We start from the raw sequence: 20,763 nt of genomic DNA on the forward strand, positions 1-20,763 counted from the left end.
AGGCCCAATGGCGTATTACGGATGAGCATATAATTGACGTGAGCCAGTTAATTAGTGATGAAGAATTGTTTTTACAGAGCTTAAAAGAGTGGAGAGAAATTCGAAAAATTCCTAACTGGATACGGTGGGTTAAGTCAGACAATACTTTGACTTTAAACCTGGATAATTACGAAATGGCCAAGCTTTTTGTACAAACAATAAAAAGCAAAAAATCAATATTCATTGAGGAGTTTTTATATGATGCTGATGATTTTAGTCATCAGTTTATATTTCCTCTTTACAGGAATCAATAGATGGAAACTGAAACTATAAGAAAATTTACTCCTGGTAATGAATGGATATACTTTAAAATCTATACCGGAATAAAAACAGCAGATTATATTTTAGATGAAGCAATCAAGCCTTTAGCTGATTATCTTCTACAAAGCAATATCATTTCAAAATGGTTTTTTATCAGATATCATGATCCTCAATCACATATACGGGTTAGATTTAAATTAAATAGTGCTGGAGGCTATGATGAAATTTTAAAAAAAAATAAACAAAAGTCTAGAGGATTATACGGTGAGTGGAGAAATCTCTAATATTCTCATTGATACTTATAGTAGGGAGATTGAAAGGTACGGTGAACATACTATTGAAGACGCAGAAACCTTATTCTCTTTCAATAGTAGTTTAGTTTTGGATTGTTTATATATGGATGATGAAGAGAAAATTTTATTAAGTCTTTTTCATATTGATAAAATATTGGATATGCTTCATCTTTCTGTTGAGGAAAAACTTAGTTGGCTTAAAGACTATAATTATGCATTTAAGAAAGAATTTAATTCTGATAAAAGCCTCAATAGCCAGCTGGATAAAAAATACAGAGAAATTAAGCCTAGATTAATTGACTACTTTCTTTCAGATAATTATAGAACAATAAGAAATAGGATTGTTTATAGTATTACTAACAGTAGTCAAGTATTTGACAATATTAATCAATCCGTAGAGTTTAAGGGGCAAAGTTTTTTTCAAAGTATATTCCATATGAACATTAATAGACTTTTTGCTTCCGATCAAAGAATATTTGAAATGATTATATATGATTATTTACACAGATATTATAAAAGTATTCTTTTTACAAATAGGCCAAATTAGTAATCTTTGTTGATTACGGTCGAATGTTAGTTAAAGCGTTTTGAATGCCAGGTGTTTAGATTGATCTTTTGAAAGATTAATCTTCGGGTTATGAATTATTCTTATTTTTGTGATAAGAGGCTTTACTAATTTATTTCTATCAAAGATCACAAATATTATAAATATTATTAAAATGAAAATAAAACTGGTAATTATCGTATTGTTCTTTATCAATACCATGTCAGCACAAAAAATATACTTTTCAGCAAAGGCTGCAAATGATTCCTTAATTCTCGAAAAAAATATTTCAGATTTTGCAGCCAAGTCAGTTGGGAAATATGAAAAATCTAAAGGATTAGATTCTTTGGAAAAGCAACTGAAATTGGAAATTTTAGCAGGTCGTTTTAAAAACGCCGTTACAACTATTGGGAAATACAGAAATGTTTTTGCAAACAGTAAATATGCCTGTACCAGATTTGTTAACTATGAAATATATGCTTTAGCTAAAGATATTGAAAAAAATGAAAGAACGGTTTTTCCAAAAGCACTGGAAAAAGCTTTTAATATTAAATATGCTGAGCTTCCTGAAAAATATTCATTCCGGGTGGCTGAAATCTTTAGTGAAGATATTCCATTACAGAGAACAAAATTGAAAAAAGGCTTGATGGCACTGAAGAATGATAGTATTGCGAATGCGGCAGCATTGGGACTTGCTATGAGTTACCTGGATCTAAAGGTTTCTTCTCAAATTCAATCTAAAGTGACAGACCTTTTAATTTTAAAAGATAAAGAAAGATATACGATTGAGTCATTTAATTTAAAAACAAGCGGTGGGGGCAATGTTGAAATAACAATTATGCGTAGGAAAGGGAATGAAAAACCTTTGCCGGTTATTCTTACCAATAATATCTATGCCGGAAAATATGATTATGCTGTTGGAAAAAGAGCTGTAGCATACGATTATGTCGGAGTGGTTGTAAATACGCGTGGGAAGAGAAATAGTCCGGATGAAATAGAGCCTTTCGAGCATGAATCGCATGATCTTTATGATGTAGTCGACTGGATCAGTAAACAGCCGTGGTGTAACGGAAAAGTTGGGATGATTGGTGGTAGTTACTTAGGCTTCAGTCAGTGGGGAGCCGTGAAAAAACTACATCCAGCGCTAAAAACAATTGTACCTCAGGTTTCCGTAGGAATTGGAATTGATTATCCGATGACTAATAATGTATTTATGAGCTATATGCTGCAATGGATAGCATATGTCACTAACAACAAATTAACAGATGAATCTGATTTCCGGAATTTTGCAAAATGGGATTCTATTAATACAGCTTGGTATAAAAGCGGAAAGTCCTTTAGAGCTCTTAATTCTGTAAAAGGTATAAGAGATAAAATTTTTCAAAGATGGCTGGACCATCCAAGCTACGATAAATTTTGGAAAGATATGGTCCCTTACAAAGAAGATTTTTCAAAAATTAATATTCCTGTTCTTACCACAACGGGGTTTTATGATGACGATCAGCTTGGAGCGATGTACTATTTCCGGGAACATCTTAAATATAATAAAAATGCCAATCACTATGTTGTAATGGGGCCTTACGATCATGGAGGAGCTCAAAGTTATGGTGTAAATATATTAAGAGGATATAAAGTAGATCCTGTGGCCAGAATCAATATAAGCGATCTCGCTTTCTCTTGGTTTGATTATATTCTGAAAGACGGGATGAAACCTGAACTTTTAAAAGACAAGATAAATATTCAAATAATGGACACTAATGAGTGGCTCCATGTACCTGCCTTAGAAAAATCGCATAATAGTAAACTAAAGCTTTATTTCACAAAAAAAGAAAATGAACAATTGGTTTTGACTAAAGATAAACCTGGTGTATTGAATTCAACAAAACAAATAGTTGATTTTAAAAATAGAGACGATAAAGATGTATATTTTAAAGTAGGGAAAAGTGATAGTATAAAGATAAATAATTCTCTTGTTTATCAGACAGAGGTATTGGATAAAGATCTTATTATTAGTGGTGCATTTAATGCACAGATAAAAGCGGCTCTGAATAAAAAAGATATGGATATTACAATATCCTTAATCCAGATAAAGCCAGATAATAAAATATTCTTTTTATCCGACTTTCTTGGAAGGGCCAGCTACGCTGAAAACAGAGAAAAAAGACGTCTTCTTGAGCCTGGAAAAATTGAAACCATTCCGGTCGTAAATTCGATGTTTGTTAGTAAAAAAATACCTAAAGGAAGTAAATTGGTTGTAATTTTAGGAGTAAACAAGAATTCAGCATATCAGGTCAATTATGGTACTGGAAAGGATGTAAGTGAAGAAACAATTGATGATGCTACAGAACCATTGAATATTGAATGGTATAATGATAGTTATATAGAAATTCCAACTATCGAAAAGTAGAGTTATTTATATAAAAGTGATAAATTTTAAATTTTGTTTTATTGCTTTATTTAGTGAATTTTTTAATTATAATTCAATAATCTACATTTTTTTTTATTTAAAAGTAAAATTTACTACAGGAAACATATATTTGGTGTAAACTCAAATAAACTTAAAAAATCATAAAGTTTTCATAAAGTTTTACAAATAAATAAAAATGTTTTTGTTTTTATAAATATTGTTGTACTTTTACATCGCCTTGAATGAGGGAACAAGTCAAGGTAATAAATTTTTTTTTCATCATTTGTGTTTTTAGAATCGTATCGCCTGATACGATTCTTTTTTATTGTTCATAATTCAACAGTAAATCAATGAAATAGGAATAGGTTACGGAGCCTTCCTGTTGATTGCTTTGTAAAAATAAATTATTCGTAAAACCAAAGAAGTCATCAAGCCATCCCTGATGTTTTAAAATAAAGCTCTTTTCATATAAGCGATCCCTTTTCATCCCAGAAGAATAATTTTTTATTACTGCTTTTGCAAACGCAGGGTCTTCCTCTGCAATAAACCTTAAAAGACTTTTTAATGTAAAATATTCAGTGCTGTATCGCAAATCTGAATTTTTAGAGTTAATACCAACCAGATATCCGATGAAGTTGGCTTCTTGCTCTCTTGCGAATCCTAATTGATGGGAAGTTTCATGGGCTAGAGTAAATGGAATAAACGAAGAGGGAAGCTTGGAATTGTATTGTGCTTCTGCAGTAAATGGATTATAGTACCCTAGGATGCCTGTGAAATTCATTATATCCTTGAATAAACTCGGTTTGATTGAATTTACTGCCGTTACTTTTTTATCTGAAATGTACTGGGGAAGCATTAATTGCTGCGAAAGAATTTCTTTTTGAATGATTTTTAAATTACGGATCACAAAGATTCCGTTTTTATCCTCGGACACAAGTTGTCGGGTAGATTTACATTTTTCAAGATATATCAAAGCCAGCCTTCTGGCTTTTTCTATATTGGGTCTTTCCTGATTTCTTAATTTTTTAATTATCGGGGTCTGAAAATACAGCATTCCCCATGAAACTTGATAAGAAAAATAAAATAGATTAATCAGTACTAAAAATTTTAGTAAGGAACTATTTCTCTTTTTCCTATTGAAAAGCTGGAAAATAAGGTATAGACAGACAATGCCCAGTAGGACGTATAAAACATCTCCAAATGAGAAAGGGATCCATGAGAATATAATCTGATGAAATACCTTTTGTAGTTCAAAAAACTTTTCAAAAGCAGAAATGAATAATTGTGATTTTGAAAACGCAAAAAACAAAAAGAATTGGGCAAGTAATATACCTGCCCAAAATCTTTTTTTCTTATATGTATGTATATTTTTAGTGTCCACTACCTTTTGAAATTTTATCAAGATCAATTCCCTGAGATCTTAAGATTCCACTTACACGGATTGCATAGAATGCCAGATAAGCAAAGCAAATTACACCCACAATATAACTGAAATGAATAGAGGTGAGGTCGGCTACATAACCTTGAATAATACTTACTATTCCCCCTCCCATAATCATCATGATCAGGTATCCGGAACCTTGGTTTGTATGCTTACCAAGACCATTGATAGCCAAAGCGAAAATACAAGGCCAGAGTGTTGAACAGAATAATCCTACGCTTGTGAAGGCATATACTGAAACCATTCCTGTAGTAAACATTCCTATTAATAAAGCGGTAATTCCTGCGCAGGAAAATATAAGAAGCATCCTGGCTGGATTTCCCTTACTCAGAATGTCACAGATGATCATTGCTATGATGATAAACGCATAAACATAAAAATGATTGAGATCGTGTTTTGCGATTGCATTTACTAGTAAAAATACACCAAAAGCTAAATAAGGAGCTAGAAATCGTAAAATCTTTTTAAATCCGGCACTCAGATCAAAAGCTTCAACAGCACCGGTCCAACGACCAATCATTAGAGAAGCCCAATATAAAGATATGTAAGGAGCAACATCTTTTGTTGCAAAACCTAAATGTTTCTCCATATAAGCAGGTAAGTTACTCGCTGTAGAAACTTCTACACCCACGTAAACAAAAATAGCGATCATTCCAAGTACCAGCTGTGGATATTGAAAAGCTGATTTTCTATGTTCTCCCGGAACAGCGTCATCTGTGTCTTCTAAATTGGTTGGAGTAACTGCTGGAAGAGAGGAGAATTTAAGCATGATTGCAACTAAAACAAAGGCCACTCCTAATATTAAATAAGGCGTTTTTACACTTTCTATGCTCGCTTCTGTATTGGCAGCAGCGGCAGATCCGAAAATAGCAAAAGAAACAATCAGTGGTCCAATTGTAGTTCCCAGGTTATTGATTCCTCCTGCCATTGTTAACCTTTGTGATCCGGTTTCAGTAGGTCCTACCTCAATTGCCAATGGGTTGGCTACGATTTGTTGTAAAGAAAAACCTAATCCAACAATAAACAAACCTGATATCATCAGTGGGAACGATCCCAAATTGGCTGCTGGATAAAATAATAGGGTTCCAGCTGCAGAAATAAGAAGCCCGGCAATTAATCCATTTTTGTATCCGATTCTGTTAACCAGGTCTTGCTTAATACCTTTAGAAATAACCATATAAATTAAAGAACCGACAGTATAGGCGACATAAAAACAGATCTGCACCAGCATACTTTCGGTTTGACTTAAGTTAAAAGCTTTTTGGAAGACTGGGATCAAAATATCATTACTTGCTGCAACAAATCCCCAGAAAAAAAATACAGTGACTAATGGGATAAACTGTCCCCAATTAGTTTGTTTAGAATAATTCGACATGTTTGTTAAAGATTTCTTAATAACAAATATAATTATTTCTTTTAAATAGAGCGTTCTAGCAAGGTTTTTTTTTATTTCGTTAAAAGCTTGCGTTTTCATGTCCTTTTGAGATGCCGAAGGCTCCATAATATCATTGAAATAAACCTTTACTTTACCGGGATGACCTTTAGAATTATCGAAGGGAAACATTTCTTTCAAGCCAATAAAAGTAAAGACTGCTATCGGAGACTGATGTTTTGTAGATAGGGTAAAAGGTCCGTCTTTGAATTCGTCCAGAAGAATAGACGTGTCGTCAGGCACACCGCCTTCCGGAAAAATAACAATGCTATTTCCCTCTTCCATTTTTTCAGCACATCTTCTATAAACATCTGCACGGCTTCTGGCACTACTTCGGTCTACCATAACGCAGATCCTTTTATAGATGGTGCCGAAAATAGGAATTTTCACTAACTCCTTTTTTCCTACATAACAAAGAGGGTGATGTGGAAATAGAATGCATGGAAGCATAATATCCATTATAGAGGTATGGTTGGAAATAACTACATATTGTTTTTTTCTGTCAATCTTTTTATCCGTAAGATTAATCAGCTCATAGCGAAGTCCCATACCATAAAACATTCCGTAACACCAAAAGCGGATAAACTGATAGGCGTATCTGTAGTGTTTTTTGCTAAAGGATAAAATATAAACAGGTATTCCAAAAATGATCGTTAAAAAAAAAGGCTAATATCAGAAGCCAGAATCTCCACAAATAATTTAAAATCTTTACCACAAACTAACCATTAAAAATTACTTTCTTCTTGACAGAATAATTAAGAATTGAAACCAATAAAATCGCAGCGATCTTACTCAGAATTTCTGGACTCAAGGTATAAAAAATTAAATTGATATTATCTTTAAATACAAAGCTGTAAAATATTTGAAAGAAACTAAGGCTGAGTAGTGTTGAAATAAAAGAGATAATCATAAAATAGGCAAATTCTTTTCTTTTTGAATGTTTTCCTCTTTCAAAAACAAACCAGATGCTTAAAAAATAATTGCTGATAATTCCGCAACAGGTAGAAAAAATATTACTCAATGGATAATGGATTCCATGAAAATTGGTTTCCGAATGCAAAAATTGAGGAAGATATGTGCTGAAGATCTTAAAACTTCCTATCTCCATAACAGCACTGAGTCCTCCTGCTATTATGAAGAACAATATTTGTTTCTGACGTAGTATTAATTCTCTCATCGAATTTATCTGATGTGCAAATTTATAACTATATGTTAAACAGTAAAAAAAGATGTTAAATATTTTTTTTTAAATCAAAAATAGTTCTAAATTTAATTTCAGAAGTAAATAAAAAGTACCTGATAATAAATTCATTTTCAGCCAGTTGTGTTGATGGTTTTTTCTATCTTGTAATGCCCGATTGAAAGCATTCTCCACAAATTTATAACCCAATTTATAACAATATTTGTATGAAAAGTCAAAACAAATACAGAAAATTCCAGCTCCAACAGAAAAATATTGAAGCTCTTGAGAAGGAAAATTCCCGTTTCAAGAGAGTATATTCTGAATATGAAAATATGTCTGATGAGCTTTGGAATCTTGAAAACTCCAAGGGTGAACAGGTGCCAGATGATTTTATCAATGCGATGATGTTACAGGCTTCTTATCTGGAAGATGAAATTCAGGACTGGCTGATACAGTTCAATGAAAAAAAAAGATGATATAAAACATTAGTTATACCAGTCACGTTGTGGCTTCTTTGTGAAGCTATTTAGAGATAAAATTCATAATTTAGCATCCTTAAACTAAAATGTAATATATGGTTGCTATTGTTGATGGCGGTTCTACCAAATGTGATTGGGTAATTTTAGATGACTTTAAAAAGGTCTTTATGAAGACGGAGACTATTGGTTTTAATCCCAATAATATTGCCGCAGAGCTTATTGTACCCGAAATTGAAAAAAACATCAACCTTAGTGCTGTTAAAAACTCAATAACAAAGGTTTTTTTCTATGGTTCAGGATGTGGTATTCCTGAAAACTGTGCGACTATCGAAAGAGAATTGGGTAAATTTTTTACTAAAGCTGATGTTTTAGCAAAAGAAGACCTGATGGCTGCTGCGTATGCCGCTTATACTGGAAAGCCTGCTATTGTTTGCATTCTGGGAACGGGATCCAATTCTTGTTACTTTGACGGAGAAAATCTAAAAATAAAGCTTCCGTCTCTGGGATTTCTTATCGGAGATGAAGGTAGCGGAAGTGCTATTGGGAAACAATTGGTACGTCGCTTTTTCATGCAGAAACTTCCTCAGGACCTACATATAGAATTTGAGGAAATCTATCAGTTAACAATTGAGGAGGCATTAAAAAATATGTACCATACCTCAAGGCCAAATGCTTATTTGGCTAATTTCAATAAATTCGTTGTAGAACGGAAGAATCACCCATACTTTCAAAAAATGGTTTTCGAGGAGATGAGAAATTTCTTTGAATACCAGGTTCTTCCTTATGAAGAATCCAAGGATGCCGAAATTAACTTTATCGGATCTATTGCTTATTATTATGAAGATATTCTTCGCTCTGCAGCTGCAGAACTTAATTTAAACATTGGTAATATTGTACAAAAACCGATTGAAAGTTTAGTAAATTACCATATTAAATATATACTATAAAAAAATACATTCTATGTCAAATAAAATCCATCGCGACGAAAAGAACTTTAATCAAGCCGCATTAGATTACCACAAAGCTGAACCCAAAGGGAAGATCGAGGTGATCCCTTCCAAACCCCACTCTTCTCAAAGAGATTTGTCTTTGGCATATTCTCCCGGAGTGGCTGTTCCTTGTATGGAGATTCACGAAAAGCCGGAGACTGTTTATGATTATACCGGAAAAGGTAATCTTGTGGCTGTAATTTCTAATGGTACAGCTGTTTTAGGATTAGGTGACATTGGACCGGAAGCATCGAAGCCTGTAATGGAAGGAAAAGGGCTGTTATTTAAAATTTTTGCTGATATCAATGTTTTTGATATTGAGATCAATGAGAAAGATCCGGATAAATTTATTCAGATTGTAAAAGGGATTGCTCCAACTTTTGGAGGAATTAACCTTGAAGATATAAAAGCTCCTGAAGCATTCTATATTGAACAGAGATTAAAGGAGGAGTTGGATATTCCGTTGATGCATGATGACCAACATGGGACGGCTATTATCTCTGCTGCTGCACTGATTAATTCTTTACAGATTGCCAATAAGAATATTGAGGACGTAAAAATGGTGGTAAATGGTGCCGGTGCTGCGGCTATTGCTTGCACCAAACTGTATATTTCATTAGGCCTCAGGAAAGAAAATGTTTTAATGTGTGACAGTAAGGGTGTTATCAATCATAAGAGAGAAAACCTGACTCCTGAAAAACTAGATTTTATCGCTCAGACGGATATTGAGAGTTTGGAAGATGCTGTAAAAGGATCTGATGTCTTTGTCGGGTTATCTAAAGGAAATGTAATGACCCCGGAAATGCTCAACAGTATGAATGAAAATCCTATTGTTTTTGCATTGGCAAATCCTGATCCGGAGATTGCTTATGACATTGCTATTGAAACACGTAAGGATGTAATTATGGCAACTGGTAGAAGTGATTTTCCTAATCAGGTTAATAACGTACTTGGTTTTCCTTACATCTTCCGTGGTGCACTTGATGTACAGGCGAAAGGAATTAATGAAGAAATGAAGCTTGCAGCTGTTCATGCAATTGCAGATTTGGCAAAAGAACCAGTTCCTGAAGCTGTTATTTTGGCTTATAATCTTCAAAACCTTCAGTTCGGTAGAGAGTATTTTATTCCAAAACCATTTGATAACAGGTTAATTACCAGGGTTTCCAGTGCTGTGGCAAAAGCAGCTATCGAAAGTGGAGTTGCTGGTAGAGTTATTTCTGATTTTGAAGAGTATGAACATCAGCTTCTTGATAGAATGGGAAGAGATGAAAAATTGGTAAGGATGATGCAAAGCCGTGCGAAATCCAATCCAAAAAGGGTGACCTTAGGAAATGCAGAAGAATACAACGTATTGAAGGCGGCTCAGATTCTTTATGAAGAAGGAATTGCTTATCCAAGTTTGTTGGGCGAAAAGAAATACATCAAGGAGCAAATGGAACGTTACGGAATTAATCTGGATGTACCGATTATTGATCCGAATGATGATGATCAGGAAGAAAACAGGAGAAAATATAGAGAAACGCTTTGGAAACTTCGTCAAAGAAAAGGAATGAATGAATACAAGGCTAAAAGGTTTGTGCGCCAAAGGGATTACTTTGGTCCTTTAATGTTGAAGCATGGAGATACAGATGCGCTGATTGTAGGTTTTTCTAAAAATTATGCATCCGTCTTACGTCCTGTTTTAGAGATTATTGAAAAAGAAAAAGGAGTAGATAAAGTGGCAGCAATGATGATGATCCTTTCTGAAAAGAAACCGATTTTCTTTGCTGATACATCTATTAATAATAATCCTACTTCGGAAGATCTTGTAAATATTGCAAGAATGGCGGAGATTACTATTAAATCTTTTGCTATTGAACCAAGAATTGCAATGCTTGGATTCGAGAATTTTGCAGCGATCTCTGAAACTTCTAAAAAAGTTGCAAAAGCAGTAAGTATTTTACATGAAAAGTATCCTAAAATGATTGTAGATGGTGAAATTCAACCTGATTTTGCTATGAATGCGGATCACCTTAGTGATTATCCATTTTCAAAATTAGGAGAAACTCCGGCAAATACATTTATATTCCCTAATCTCGAAAGTGCTAATTTATCATACAAAATTATCAGGGGGATGAAAGTTGCTCAGGTGATTGGACCTATTCTTATGGGATTAAAACAACCTGTGCATGTTTTACAAATGCGTTCAAGTGTAGATGAAATTGTAAATCTTGCAACAGTGGCGGTTCTTGATGCCCAGAGAAGAGAAGCTAAAAAATAATTTCTTTAAAAAAATCTTCGATTAAATATTTAAAAACTCCAAATTTTGGAGTTTTTTGTTTTTCAACCAAATGGTTGAGTATCACCTCAAAAATTAAGTTAAAAATCATTCGTGCGTGAAATGAAAACATTAATTAGTTTAAATTACTATATTTGGGAGTTTTAAAAATTAATAATGATATTTTCTTTACAAGGCATTGTTCAAGAACTTACGCCAACTTATGCTGTAATCAACGTTAATGGAGTTGGTTATTATACAGGTATTAGTTTAATGACCTCGCAAACTCTTACTCTTAATAAAGAGACTTTTTTATTCATCCAGCAAATCATTCGTGAAGATGCTCATTTGTTGTTTGGCTTTAACAGTCGTTTAGAAAAAGAGATGTTTAATTTGTTAATAAGTGTTAATGGTGTAGGAGCGGTTTCAGCACTTATTTTACTATCTACTTTAAGCCTTGATGAGATTGCCACAGCTATACTTTCGAGAAACAGTGCACTCATTCAAAAAGCCAAGGGTATTGGCGCTAAAACAGCAGAAAGAATCATCGTGGATTTGAAAGATAAAGTCCAAAAATTCAATGGTCTCGAGGAAAATATTTCTACACAGGTGAATAATAAAATCAAGGAAGAATCGTTATCTGCATTAGAAGTTTTAGGAATTCCTAAACGCATGAGCGAAAAAATCGCCGACCGCATGATGAAACAAAATCCAAGCATTTCGGTAGAAGAATTGGTAAAACAAATTTTAAAAAACCTTTAACATTTGGTGGCAAATAATAAGTATCTCAATATATTTTTGTTCCTGTCGTTCTTATGTATGTCAGTAACTACCTTTGCACAGGTAAGACGTGACACTGCAATTATAAAGAAGGACTATGAACTGGCTGATCCTACTCAATTTGAAGCCTTTTACGATATAAAAACCGGAATGTATTATGTATATCCGAAAATAGGAAATACAGTAACCGGACCGCCGACTGCAATGTCGCCTCAGGAATATAAGGAATTTATGATGGCAAGCCAGACCAAGGCTTATTACAAAGATAAATCGGATAAATATAATCTACTCTTCAGAAAAGATAAAAGCGATGCACAGAGAAGAGGATTAATTCCGGCATTAACTATCCGAAATAAACTTTTTGAAACAATTTTCGGAAGCAATAAAATAGAAATTATCCCTACAGGATTTGCTTCCTTTGACTTTGCAGGATTGTATCAAAAGATTGATAACCCTTTAATCTTACCGCAAAACAGAACCAGTTTTACCTTTGATATCAATCAGAGAATTCAGCTCGGTTTACTGGGTAAAGTAGGAGAAAATTTGCAGCTCAAGGCCAACTATGATACTCAAAGTGGTTTTGCATTTGAAAACAGGATGAATTTAGTCTGGCAGTCTAAAGGAAGCTGGAAAGACCTGCAGACTAAAGGGCTTGGAGATGTGAATTCACCCGGAGCAGGTTCAGAAGACAGGATCATTAAAAGGGTGGAATTTGGTAATGTAAATATGCCGCTTTCTACCAGTTTAATCAGGGGTTCCCAATCGTTATTCGGGGTGAAGACTGAGTTTCAATTAGGGAAAACTTTTGGAACAGTAGTCTTATCTCAACAGCAGGGAGAAGCAAGAAATATAGTTGTACAGGGTGGAGGTGCTGTAAACACCTTTAAAATAGACGCAATTGATTATGAAGATAATCAGCACTTCTTTTTAAGTCATTATTTCCTGGATAATTATGATGATGCCTTGGCTAATTATCCGCAGATCAATTCCAGAGTTAATATTACAAGGCTTGAAGTGTATGTTTTGGATCAGGGCAACAGTAACCTGGCAGCTCAAAAGAGCATTGTTGGTATCAGGGACCTGGGAGATATGGGTGGATCATTACCAGACAACCCTAATAATAATCTTTACCAGACAGTTTCAACCACGATGGGACCTATACCACGTGATGCAGGTGTAAACTATGCAGATCTGATACAGGGACAATCACTTCCTGTTGCAACCGGAGGTACAGAAACTTATAATAATAACGTTCATTATATTTTCAATAAAAAAGCGAGAAGGTTAAATGCAAGCGAATATACATTACAGCCACAGTTAGGATATATCTCGCTAAATCAAAAATTGAATGATAATCAGATTTTAGCAGTATCTTATTCATATACAGACGGAACAAATAAGGTATATAAAGTTGGGGAGTTTTCTGAAGAAAGTCCTGTACTGATTACAAAAGTCCTGAGATCAACGAAAATTGATGTTACGTCTCCGATGTGGCCTTTGATGATGAAGAATATTTATGCTTTAGACGCAGGACAGATAAGTCAGGATGGATTTATATTGAATGTTCTTTATAGAGATGCCCAGACAGGAGGTAAGGTTAATTATCTTCCTAATACAAGTGTTAAAGACACTAATTTATTAAAACTCTTAAACTGGGACCGTTTGAATATGAACGGTGATATACAGAATAATAGTGGTGGAGGAACAGGTGACGGACTTTTTGATTTTGTCAATGGAATAACCATAAGGCCGGAAACTGGAAAGATCATCTTTACGAAAACACAGCCGTTCGGAAGCTATATGAATAAAGTGCTTGGAAGTAGTGATCCTACCTATGTGCAAACAGATATTTATAACCAGCAAAAACAATTTGCAACTTATGTTCCTAAACGATACACTTTAGAAGGACGGTACAAAGGAACTGCAGGGCAGGGAATTTCTTTGGGAGCTGTTAATGTGCCACAAGGTTCCGTAAAAGTTTCTGCGAATGGAGTACAGTTGACGGAAGGAATTGATTATACCGTAGATTATATGCTGGGAACGGTTACGATTATCAATGAGAATGTTAAACAATCTGGTCAGGCAATTAATATCTCACTGGAAAACCAGTTAACTTTTAATACACAGAGAAAAAGATTTTTAGGATTAAATTTAGAAAGAAGGTTTAATGAGAATTTTATCTTAGGAGCAACTGTTGTCAATTATTCTGAGTCTCCGCTCACTCAAAAGGTAAATTATGGACAAGAGGCCGTAAATAATACAATGGCCGGGATCAATTTGATGTACAACAATCAGGTTCCATTCCTGACAAGATTGACCAATAAAATTCCGATGGTGAAGACTGAAGCTCCATCGAATCTAAACTTTAAAATGGAAGGTGCTTATTTGCTTCCTGGATTGAATAAAGGAACAAATGATCAGTCTTATATTGATGATTTTGAGCAGACAACATCCAAAATATCATTAAAAGAACCAGCTGCCTGGAGTTTAGCCTCAAAACCGGAAAAATCAGGAGGAGTATTTCAGGGAGCAGGAGCAAGTAATGATATTACTAATGGATATGGAAGAGGACTCTTATCATGGTATACAATTGATCCAAGATTTTGGGGAATTGGAGGAAGGGCTCCCGCAGGAATTACACCTCAGTCCGTATCTAATCACGCTTCTAGACGAGTACAATACTCAGAGATCTACAATAACAGGGATTTTGTTGCTGGTGAACAGACCTTTTTAAATACTATGGATATCTCTTATTATCCAGCAGAAAAAGGGCCTTATAATGTAAACCCTAATAATGAAACGACCCAACAGAGATGGGCGGGAATGATGAGACCTATCAGTGTATCCAATTTTGTAAACTCTAATATTGAATATGTCGAATTCTGGATGATGGATCCGTATGCTGACGGAAACACCCTGGGTGTGGATCCGAAGTTACTACTTCATTTAGGTAATGTGTCTGAAGATATTTTAAAGGATGGGTATATGCAATATGAAAATGGATTACCTACACCATCCACACCTTCTGTAACAACAAGCTCAAACTGGGGAATTCAGCCAAAGCAACCACCTATCCTTTATGCCTTTTCAAGTGAAGGACAAGAGAGAACAGCGCAGGATGCCGGATATGATGGTTTGACTTCGGATCAAGAAGCCATGAGGTTCGGAAACACATTCACCAATCCGGTGACAAACCTTGCTGACCCTGCAGTAGATGATTTTGTGTTTTATCTATCAGCAAAGTTTACAGGAACGCAGGCTTCATCTTTGGTTCAGAGGTACAAATATTTCAGAGGACCAGAAGGAAACTCACAAAGCAATTCACTCGAGGTAGCATCTCAGACTCCTGATGCTGAAGATATTAATAAAGATTATAACCTGGATCAAAGTGAAAACTATAACGAATACCAGATTAAACTGGACCAGCAAAGTTTAGTTTTAGGACAAAATAATATTGTTGATATGAAAACTGTTCAGGCACAGTTTCAAAATGGACAAACTGCACCTGTAAAATGGTATTTATTCAGAATTCCTGTATCTGATTACAAAAGACCAGGAGTTGGTGGAGATCAGGATCCTGGAGTTCTTAACAATGTAAGATTTGCAAGAATGCTACTGACTGGATTTGATCAGACTGCCACACTAAGATTCGGAACCTTTGATTTAGTAAGGTCGGACTGGAGAAAATATCCAAAAAATACTGCTATTACAGGGGCAAATGGGACGGCAGATCCTGCAACAAATGAAGGTACTATAAATGTTTCTGAGACTGAGTTGGCAAAATTTGAAATAGGAAGTGTAAATATTGAAGAAAATGCGCTTAATCAACCTCCGTATGTTTTACCTCCGGGAATTGATCGACAAATATTAAGTGGAAATGCCGGTGTGCAGAGACAGAACGAAAGCTCTTTGTACCTAAAAGTTAAAGAACTTCCAAAGGGTGAGTCGAGAGGAGTATTTAAGAATACGACCCTAGACATGAGGAGATATAAAAAATTGAAACTTTTTGTACATGCTGAGGGGAACAGAGATCCTTATGTTGGGCTTATAGATCCAAAAACTAAATTCTTCATCCGTTTCGGAAGTGACGCTGCGGACAACTATTATGAATATGAGGCGTCTGTTAAACTAACACCAAGTACTGCTACTACTCCTATGGAGATATGGCCTATGGAAAATGATGTTGATTTGGAAATTCAGAATTTTGTGGATGCCAAGATCAGAAGAGATAAAAGTTCACCGAATGATATTTCCAAAAGAATTTTAGATCCAGTATTTGGTCAGGCAGATAAATTGAAAAATATTTATATTAAAGGTCGTCCTAGCTTGGGAAATATTACTACTATCGTTATTGGGATTAGAAATGCACCTGACGATAGAGGAAATGAACCTGCTATCGATAGAGTACTGTGGGTTAACGAAATCCGGCTTTCTGAAATAGATAATCAGGGAGGATATGCAGGAAATGCAAGTTTAAATTTTAACCTTGGCGATTTTGCAGTTGTTAATACAAGTGCATCTTACTCATCTGTTGGATTCGGGAATATCGATTCTAAACCGGCAGAAAGAAATCAGTCTACACAATCAGCATTCAGTATTAATACGGCGGTAAACTTAGACAAATTTCTACCAGAAAAGACCGGGGTTAAAATTCCGGTTAATTACTCTTACTCTCAAACAATTGAAGATCCAAAGTATAATCCTTTAGATACAGACGTTGAGTTTAAAAAGGCGGCAAATAGAGAGCAATTGAAAAAAGTGGCGAGAACCTATACTCAACAGAGAAGTTTGGGAGTTGTCAATATGCATAAAGAACGTGTAAATCCTAATAAGAAGCCTAAATTCTATGATGTGGAAAACATATCAGTTACGGCTGTTTATAATGATGATTTCTTCAGGGATATTTATACAAAGAAAAACTACAGGCAGTATCTCCGAGGGTATATAGATTATAATTATACTTTTAAACCTTGGGTTATTAAGCCGTTCAATAAAATGATCAGTGATACGGCTAAGTCTACTAAATACCTGAGATGGATCAAAGAATTTAATTTAAATCCTATACCTACAAGATTCTCTTTCAGAACCGAAATTGACAGGAATTATAATGAACTTGAATTCAGAAGTGTAGATGCTATAATCAATGGTAACTTCAATGATGAGTCTCAGGCCATAAGAAACAGAAACTTTTATTTTGGATGGCAATATGGTTTAGGGTTTAATTTTACTAAATCCTTAAAACTGGAAATCAACTCTGCAACAAGAACATTGAATGATAATGTAGATGTAAACACAATGGATAATTCTTCCATTTTTGGAAATGTATTCAGATCGGGAAGACCCGTCTTGTATAACCACAGGGTACAATTGAATTACAAACTTCCGTTCCAATATTTACCATATCTGGATTTTATTGACGCAGAATTAGGCTATGGATTTACTTATAACTGGAACGCGCGAAGTACAGCTTTATACAGCTTTGTGAATCCCGAAACAAAAAAAGCTGAAAGCTTAGGATCAATCGGCCAAAATACAAATGTTATTCAGGCTACTGCGACAGCTGATTTTCCTAAATTCTTCGGACAGTTCAAATATTTTAAGAATATAGCGACCAAGCTTTCAAAACGTAAACAGGAAATTGACTCACTAAATAATGTCTACACACAACAGTGGGAAAAGAAAAGATATAAGTTTAAAAACTACAAATTTAAAAACAGACTGACTGTTTTACAGAGTGCAGCATTTATGCTCACATCGTTCAAACAGTTGGATGTGAATTATTCAGAAAATAACGGAACTGTTTTACCGGGCTTACTTTCCGCACCAAACTGGTATGGATATGGACAGACATTGGGTGGACCTACTATTGGCTTTTTATTAGGTTCACAGGCTGACATCCGAAGAACAGTTTTGGAAAATGGCTGGGTTAGTGATTCGGGATATATGACAGACCCTTATGTAAGAATGTCAACCAGAGAACTAAGGGCTAACTTGCAGGTTGTACCAATGAATGACCTGAGAGTAGATGTTAGTGTATTACATAATTATAATAGGAATTTTTCTCAATCAGGGTTCAATAATAGACTGAATCTGGGTAGGACTAATCATGATTATACTTTTGCAAATGATCTGATTACCTATTCTAATTCAGTAATACTTTTAAAAACTTCTTTCAAAGATGGTGCAGCGGTATATCAATCGATCAGGCAGAATGCCAGAGCAATTTCTCAGCAAATAGGGGATATCTCTACTATAGGAAATGATGGATTTACTGCAGGGTATGGTATTGCGAACGCGTATGTTTTAATTCCCGCATTCAGAGCAGCTGTTGAAGGAAAATCACCTAAAGGAATTGGTGACGCCAAGAAAGCCGGCTTGCCTATACCAAACTGGAAAGTAACTTATTCTGGTTTAAGAAATGTTCCTATCATTAATGGTCAATTTTCAAAATTTGATATTTTACATAGCTATAATGCGACCTATACAGCAACAGGCATACAGTCAAGTATTGATTATTTTAATGCAATTTCAACAGGCACAAGTCTCTTAGATGTCAACAAGAATTTTATCAATCCATTTACTTTCTCTCAGGTAGGATATGTTGAATCGTTCTCTCCATTGATCGGAGTTGATGTAACGATGAGAAACAACATGCAGTTCGGTATCCAATATAATAGGAATAGAATGCTATTATTAGGATTGGTAAACCAAACCCTTACGGAAGATGCCAATACAGAATATGTCGTTCGGTTGGGGTATATTATTCGTAATTTCCGATTGGGAGTAAATGATACCAGAAGGAGAGGTAAAGGAAAGGGAAGTGATCTTAATATTAGGGGAGACTTCTCATTAAGAGATAGCAGAACCAGTATTACCAATATCCTATTGGATGATTCTCAGATTACTGGAGGACAGAGATTAATGAATATAAAGCTTTCAGCGGACTATAATGTTTCTGAGAACTTAAATTTAAGAGTCTTCTATGAACAAATGACTTCTAAATATAAAATCTCTACAGCGTTTCCGTTATCTACAGTTAGAGCTGGCTTGTCTGCGACATTTACATTTGGGGATTCCGGAGGCTTTTAAATAGAATAACAAATAAATTACGTTAAAATCATCCCTTTACTAAAGGGATGATTTTTTATTAAATAGGTGATGCTTTTATTTTGAAAGACCCTTTTGTTTAGTAAATAATGAGTAGATTTTAATTGAGTTTATAGCTTGCTGATACATTATAGTTTTATTATTTTTAATTAGTAAAAAAACATTTCAAATAAACAAACATACTTTTTTTGAACCTTATATAATTTTGAATAAATTTGTAGAATAATAAAAATCAAAAAATGAACACACCATCGGAATTAAAGTACACTAAAGATCACGAGTGGATCAAGATTGAAGGAAACGTAGCTACTATTGGTATTACAGATTTTGCTCAGGGAGAGTTGGGTGACATCGTATATGTTGATATCGATACAGTTGATGATGATCTTGATAATGGAGCTGTTTTTGGAAGTGTTGAAGCTGTAAAAACTGTTTCTGATCTATTCTTGCCTATCGCAGGAAAAGTTACGGAATTCAATTCAGAGCTGGAAGCTCAGCCGGAGTTGTTGAATACGGATCCTTATGGTGACGGATGGATCATTAAATTAGAGATCGCTGATGGTGCTGATCAGTCTGGATTACTTACTGCAGAAGAATATCAGGCTATCATTGGATAGGATTTCAAAAATATTTAGTAAGATATTGCCCATTTATTGGGCATTTCTTACTTATATGCTTCTCAAGCCCGGAGAAGAGAACCATGAATATTGGTTTATGTTCAATGGGATCGATAAAGTTTTACACGTCAGCATTTTTGCAATGCTTGGATTTTGCTTTATTGCTGCGTTTCCTAAAATTAAGTTTTCGTATTTTTTTCAGATCATCCTTATATATGCCTTCCTTACAGAGATCCTTCAGGAGGAAATGGGATTGGGAAGATCCATGGAAACTTTAGATATAGTAGCCGATGTTGTCGGATGCTTACTAGGATACTATATATATAAGATGCTTGTCAAGCGTTTTTTGTGATCATACAATTGAAATGACAGATTAAGCTGTTTTTTAATTTTTCTTTGGAGCAAATCCCGCTATCCACTCATACTCCTCGTTCCTTGCTTTCTTTCAGATCCCTTCCTTACTGCGGGGTAACCGTTACTATCGGGGCTAGAATGTCAGACCTTTTATAAGATATAGCATATTTGTTCAACTGTTTTTCTTGTGATAGTTGATTATAACAAGGATCATTTTTCATTAATTATAGCAACTGAAATGCATACCCTTCTTTTCATGGTATATTTATTCACTTGTTATTTTCATTGAGTTTTTGACCTTTACAGCCGGAAAATTCCATTCCATGATTGCAGTTGAAATCTTATTTCATATTGTGGATAACTATATTTTTGTTTTAAATCATTTGATACCAGCTGTTTAAGCATTTGTTTTTCCACAATGCTTAATTTAAGTATAAAATGATTTGGATTGTTTGATGAATAAGGTGTACTTTTGCCCCACTGAAAACGAGAGATAGTAGGTAGCGCAGAAGAGGGTAATTATAAACGAAGATTTAAAAAAATAAATAATAATTTATTTTGAAAATTGAGAAAAGTTTGT

14 protein-coding genes and 1 pseudogene are annotated in these 20,763 nt (G+C 34.6%); 11 read left to right on the plus strand and 4 right to left on the minus strand.

Going from position 1 to position 20,763, the window contains the following annotated elements:
- The first annotated feature begins 14 nt into the window (after window positions 1-14).
- The 4 genes from ACJ5H0_RS15645 to ACJ5H0_RS15660 all read left to right on the plus strand — a co-directional run bounded on the left by ACJ5H0_RS15645 (window position 15) and on the right by ACJ5H0_RS15660 (window position 3,544).
- Window positions 15-293 carry a hypothetical protein gene (locus ACJ5H0_RS15645; protein WP_411250368.1) on the plus strand — a complete coding sequence of 93 codons (279 nt, stop codon included), beginning with the start codon at window positions 15-17 and terminating at the stop codon, window positions 291-293.
- Entirely contained in the window at window positions 294-584 is a 291-nt protein-coding gene (locus ACJ5H0_RS15650; protein WP_411250317.1) for a thiopeptide-type bacteriocin biosynthesis protein, read from the plus strand. It abuts the gene before it with no gap.
- Window positions 565-1,140, plus strand: a complete 576-nt coding sequence (locus ACJ5H0_RS15655) for a thiopeptide-type bacteriocin biosynthesis protein (protein ID WP_411250319.1) — start codon at window positions 565-567, stop codon at window positions 1,138-1,140. Before ACJ5H0_RS15650 ends, ACJ5H0_RS15655 begins: the two co-directional genes overlap by 20 nt.
- Window positions 1,141-1,312: 172 nt before the next feature.
- The gene (locus ACJ5H0_RS15660; RefSeq protein ID WP_411250321.1) at window positions 1,313-3,544 is read left to right on the plus strand and encodes a CocE/NonD family hydrolase; all 2,232 of its coding nucleotides are present in this window, start codon (window positions 1,313-1,315) and stop codon (window positions 3,542-3,544) included.
- Between the two features lie 322 nt (window positions 3,545-3,866).
- Here the strand turns inward: ACJ5H0_RS15660 and ACJ5H0_RS15665 are convergent, their stop codons facing one another.
- The 4 genes and pseudogenes from ACJ5H0_RS15665 to ACJ5H0_RS15680 form a co-directional block, all read right to left on the minus strand.
- The gene (locus ACJ5H0_RS15665) at window positions 3,867-4,925 is read right to left on the minus strand and encodes a DUF3810 domain-containing protein (protein WP_411250323.1); all 1,059 of its coding nucleotides are present in this window, start codon (window positions 4,923-4,925) and stop codon (window positions 3,867-3,869) included.
- Complete coding sequence (locus ACJ5H0_RS15670) at window positions 4,915-6,360, minus strand: MFS transporter (RefSeq protein WP_172284214.1); 1,446 nt, start codon at window positions 6,358-6,360, stop codon at window positions 4,915-4,917. The genes ACJ5H0_RS15665 and ACJ5H0_RS15670 overlap by 11 nt, the downstream gene beginning before the upstream one ends.
- Before the next feature lie 60 nt (window positions 6,361-6,420).
- A pseudogene (locus ACJ5H0_RS15675) lies at window positions 6,421-7,132 on the minus strand (lysophospholipid acyltransferase family protein); the annotation flags it as partial.
- A 3-nt stretch (window positions 7,133-7,135) separates the two neighbouring features.
- On the minus strand, window positions 7,136-7,594 hold the full coding sequence (locus tag ACJ5H0_RS15680) for a GtrA family protein (protein WP_172284210.1): 459 nt from the start codon (window positions 7,592-7,594) through the stop codon (window positions 7,136-7,138).
- Between the two features lie 230 nt (window positions 7,595-7,824).
- On the opposite strand from ACJ5H0_RS15680, the gene ACJ5H0_RS15685 reads away from it, so the two are divergent.
- The 7 genes from ACJ5H0_RS15685 (at window position 7,825) to ACJ5H0_RS15715 (ending at window position 20,181) form a co-directional block, all read left to right on the plus strand.
- A complete protein-coding gene (locus ACJ5H0_RS15685) occupies window positions 7,825-8,076 on the plus strand; it encodes a hypothetical protein (protein WP_411250325.1) in 252 nt (83 codons plus the stop codon).
- Window positions 8,077-8,174: 98 nt separating this feature from the next.
- Window positions 8,175-9,026, plus strand: coding sequence for a BadF/BadG/BcrA/BcrD ATPase family protein (locus ACJ5H0_RS15690; RefSeq protein ID WP_411250327.1), 852 nt, complete (start codon window positions 8,175-8,177; stop codon window positions 9,024-9,026).
- 13 nt (window positions 9,027-9,039) lie between these two features.
- Window positions 9,040-11,328, plus strand: a complete 2,289-nt coding sequence (locus ACJ5H0_RS15695; protein WP_411250329.1) for an NADP-dependent malic enzyme — start codon at window positions 9,040-9,042, stop codon at window positions 11,326-11,328.
- Between the two features lie 174 nt (window positions 11,329-11,502).
- A complete protein-coding gene (gene ruvA, locus ACJ5H0_RS15700) occupies window positions 11,503-12,087 on the plus strand; it encodes a Holliday junction branch migration protein RuvA (protein WP_172284202.1) in 585 nt (194 codons plus the stop codon).
- A gap of 57 nt (window positions 12,088-12,144) precedes the next feature.
- Window positions 12,145-19,194 carry a T9SS outer membrane translocon Sov/SprA gene (sov, locus tag ACJ5H0_RS15705; RefSeq protein ID WP_411250330.1) on the plus strand — a complete coding sequence of 2,350 codons (7,050 nt, stop codon included), beginning with the start codon at window positions 12,145-12,147 and terminating at the stop codon, window positions 19,192-19,194.
- Window positions 19,195-19,451: 257 nt separating this feature from the next.
- Window positions 19,452-19,829, plus strand: coding sequence for a glycine cleavage system protein GcvH (gcvH, locus tag ACJ5H0_RS15710; RefSeq protein ID WP_273650657.1), 378 nt, complete (start codon window positions 19,452-19,454; stop codon window positions 19,827-19,829).
- Complete coding sequence (locus ACJ5H0_RS15715; RefSeq protein WP_411250331.1) at window positions 19,771-20,181, plus strand: VanZ family protein; 411 nt, start codon at window positions 19,771-19,773, stop codon at window positions 20,179-20,181. Before gcvH ends, ACJ5H0_RS15715 begins: the two co-directional genes overlap by 59 nt.
- Window positions 20,182-20,763: the final 582 nt, after the last annotated feature.

Origin of the sequence: Chryseobacterium proteolyticum, assembly GCF_046591535.1 — a bacterium.
GTDB lineage: Bacteria > Bacteroidota > Bacteroidia > Flavobacteriales > Weeksellaceae > Chryseobacterium > Chryseobacterium proteolyticum.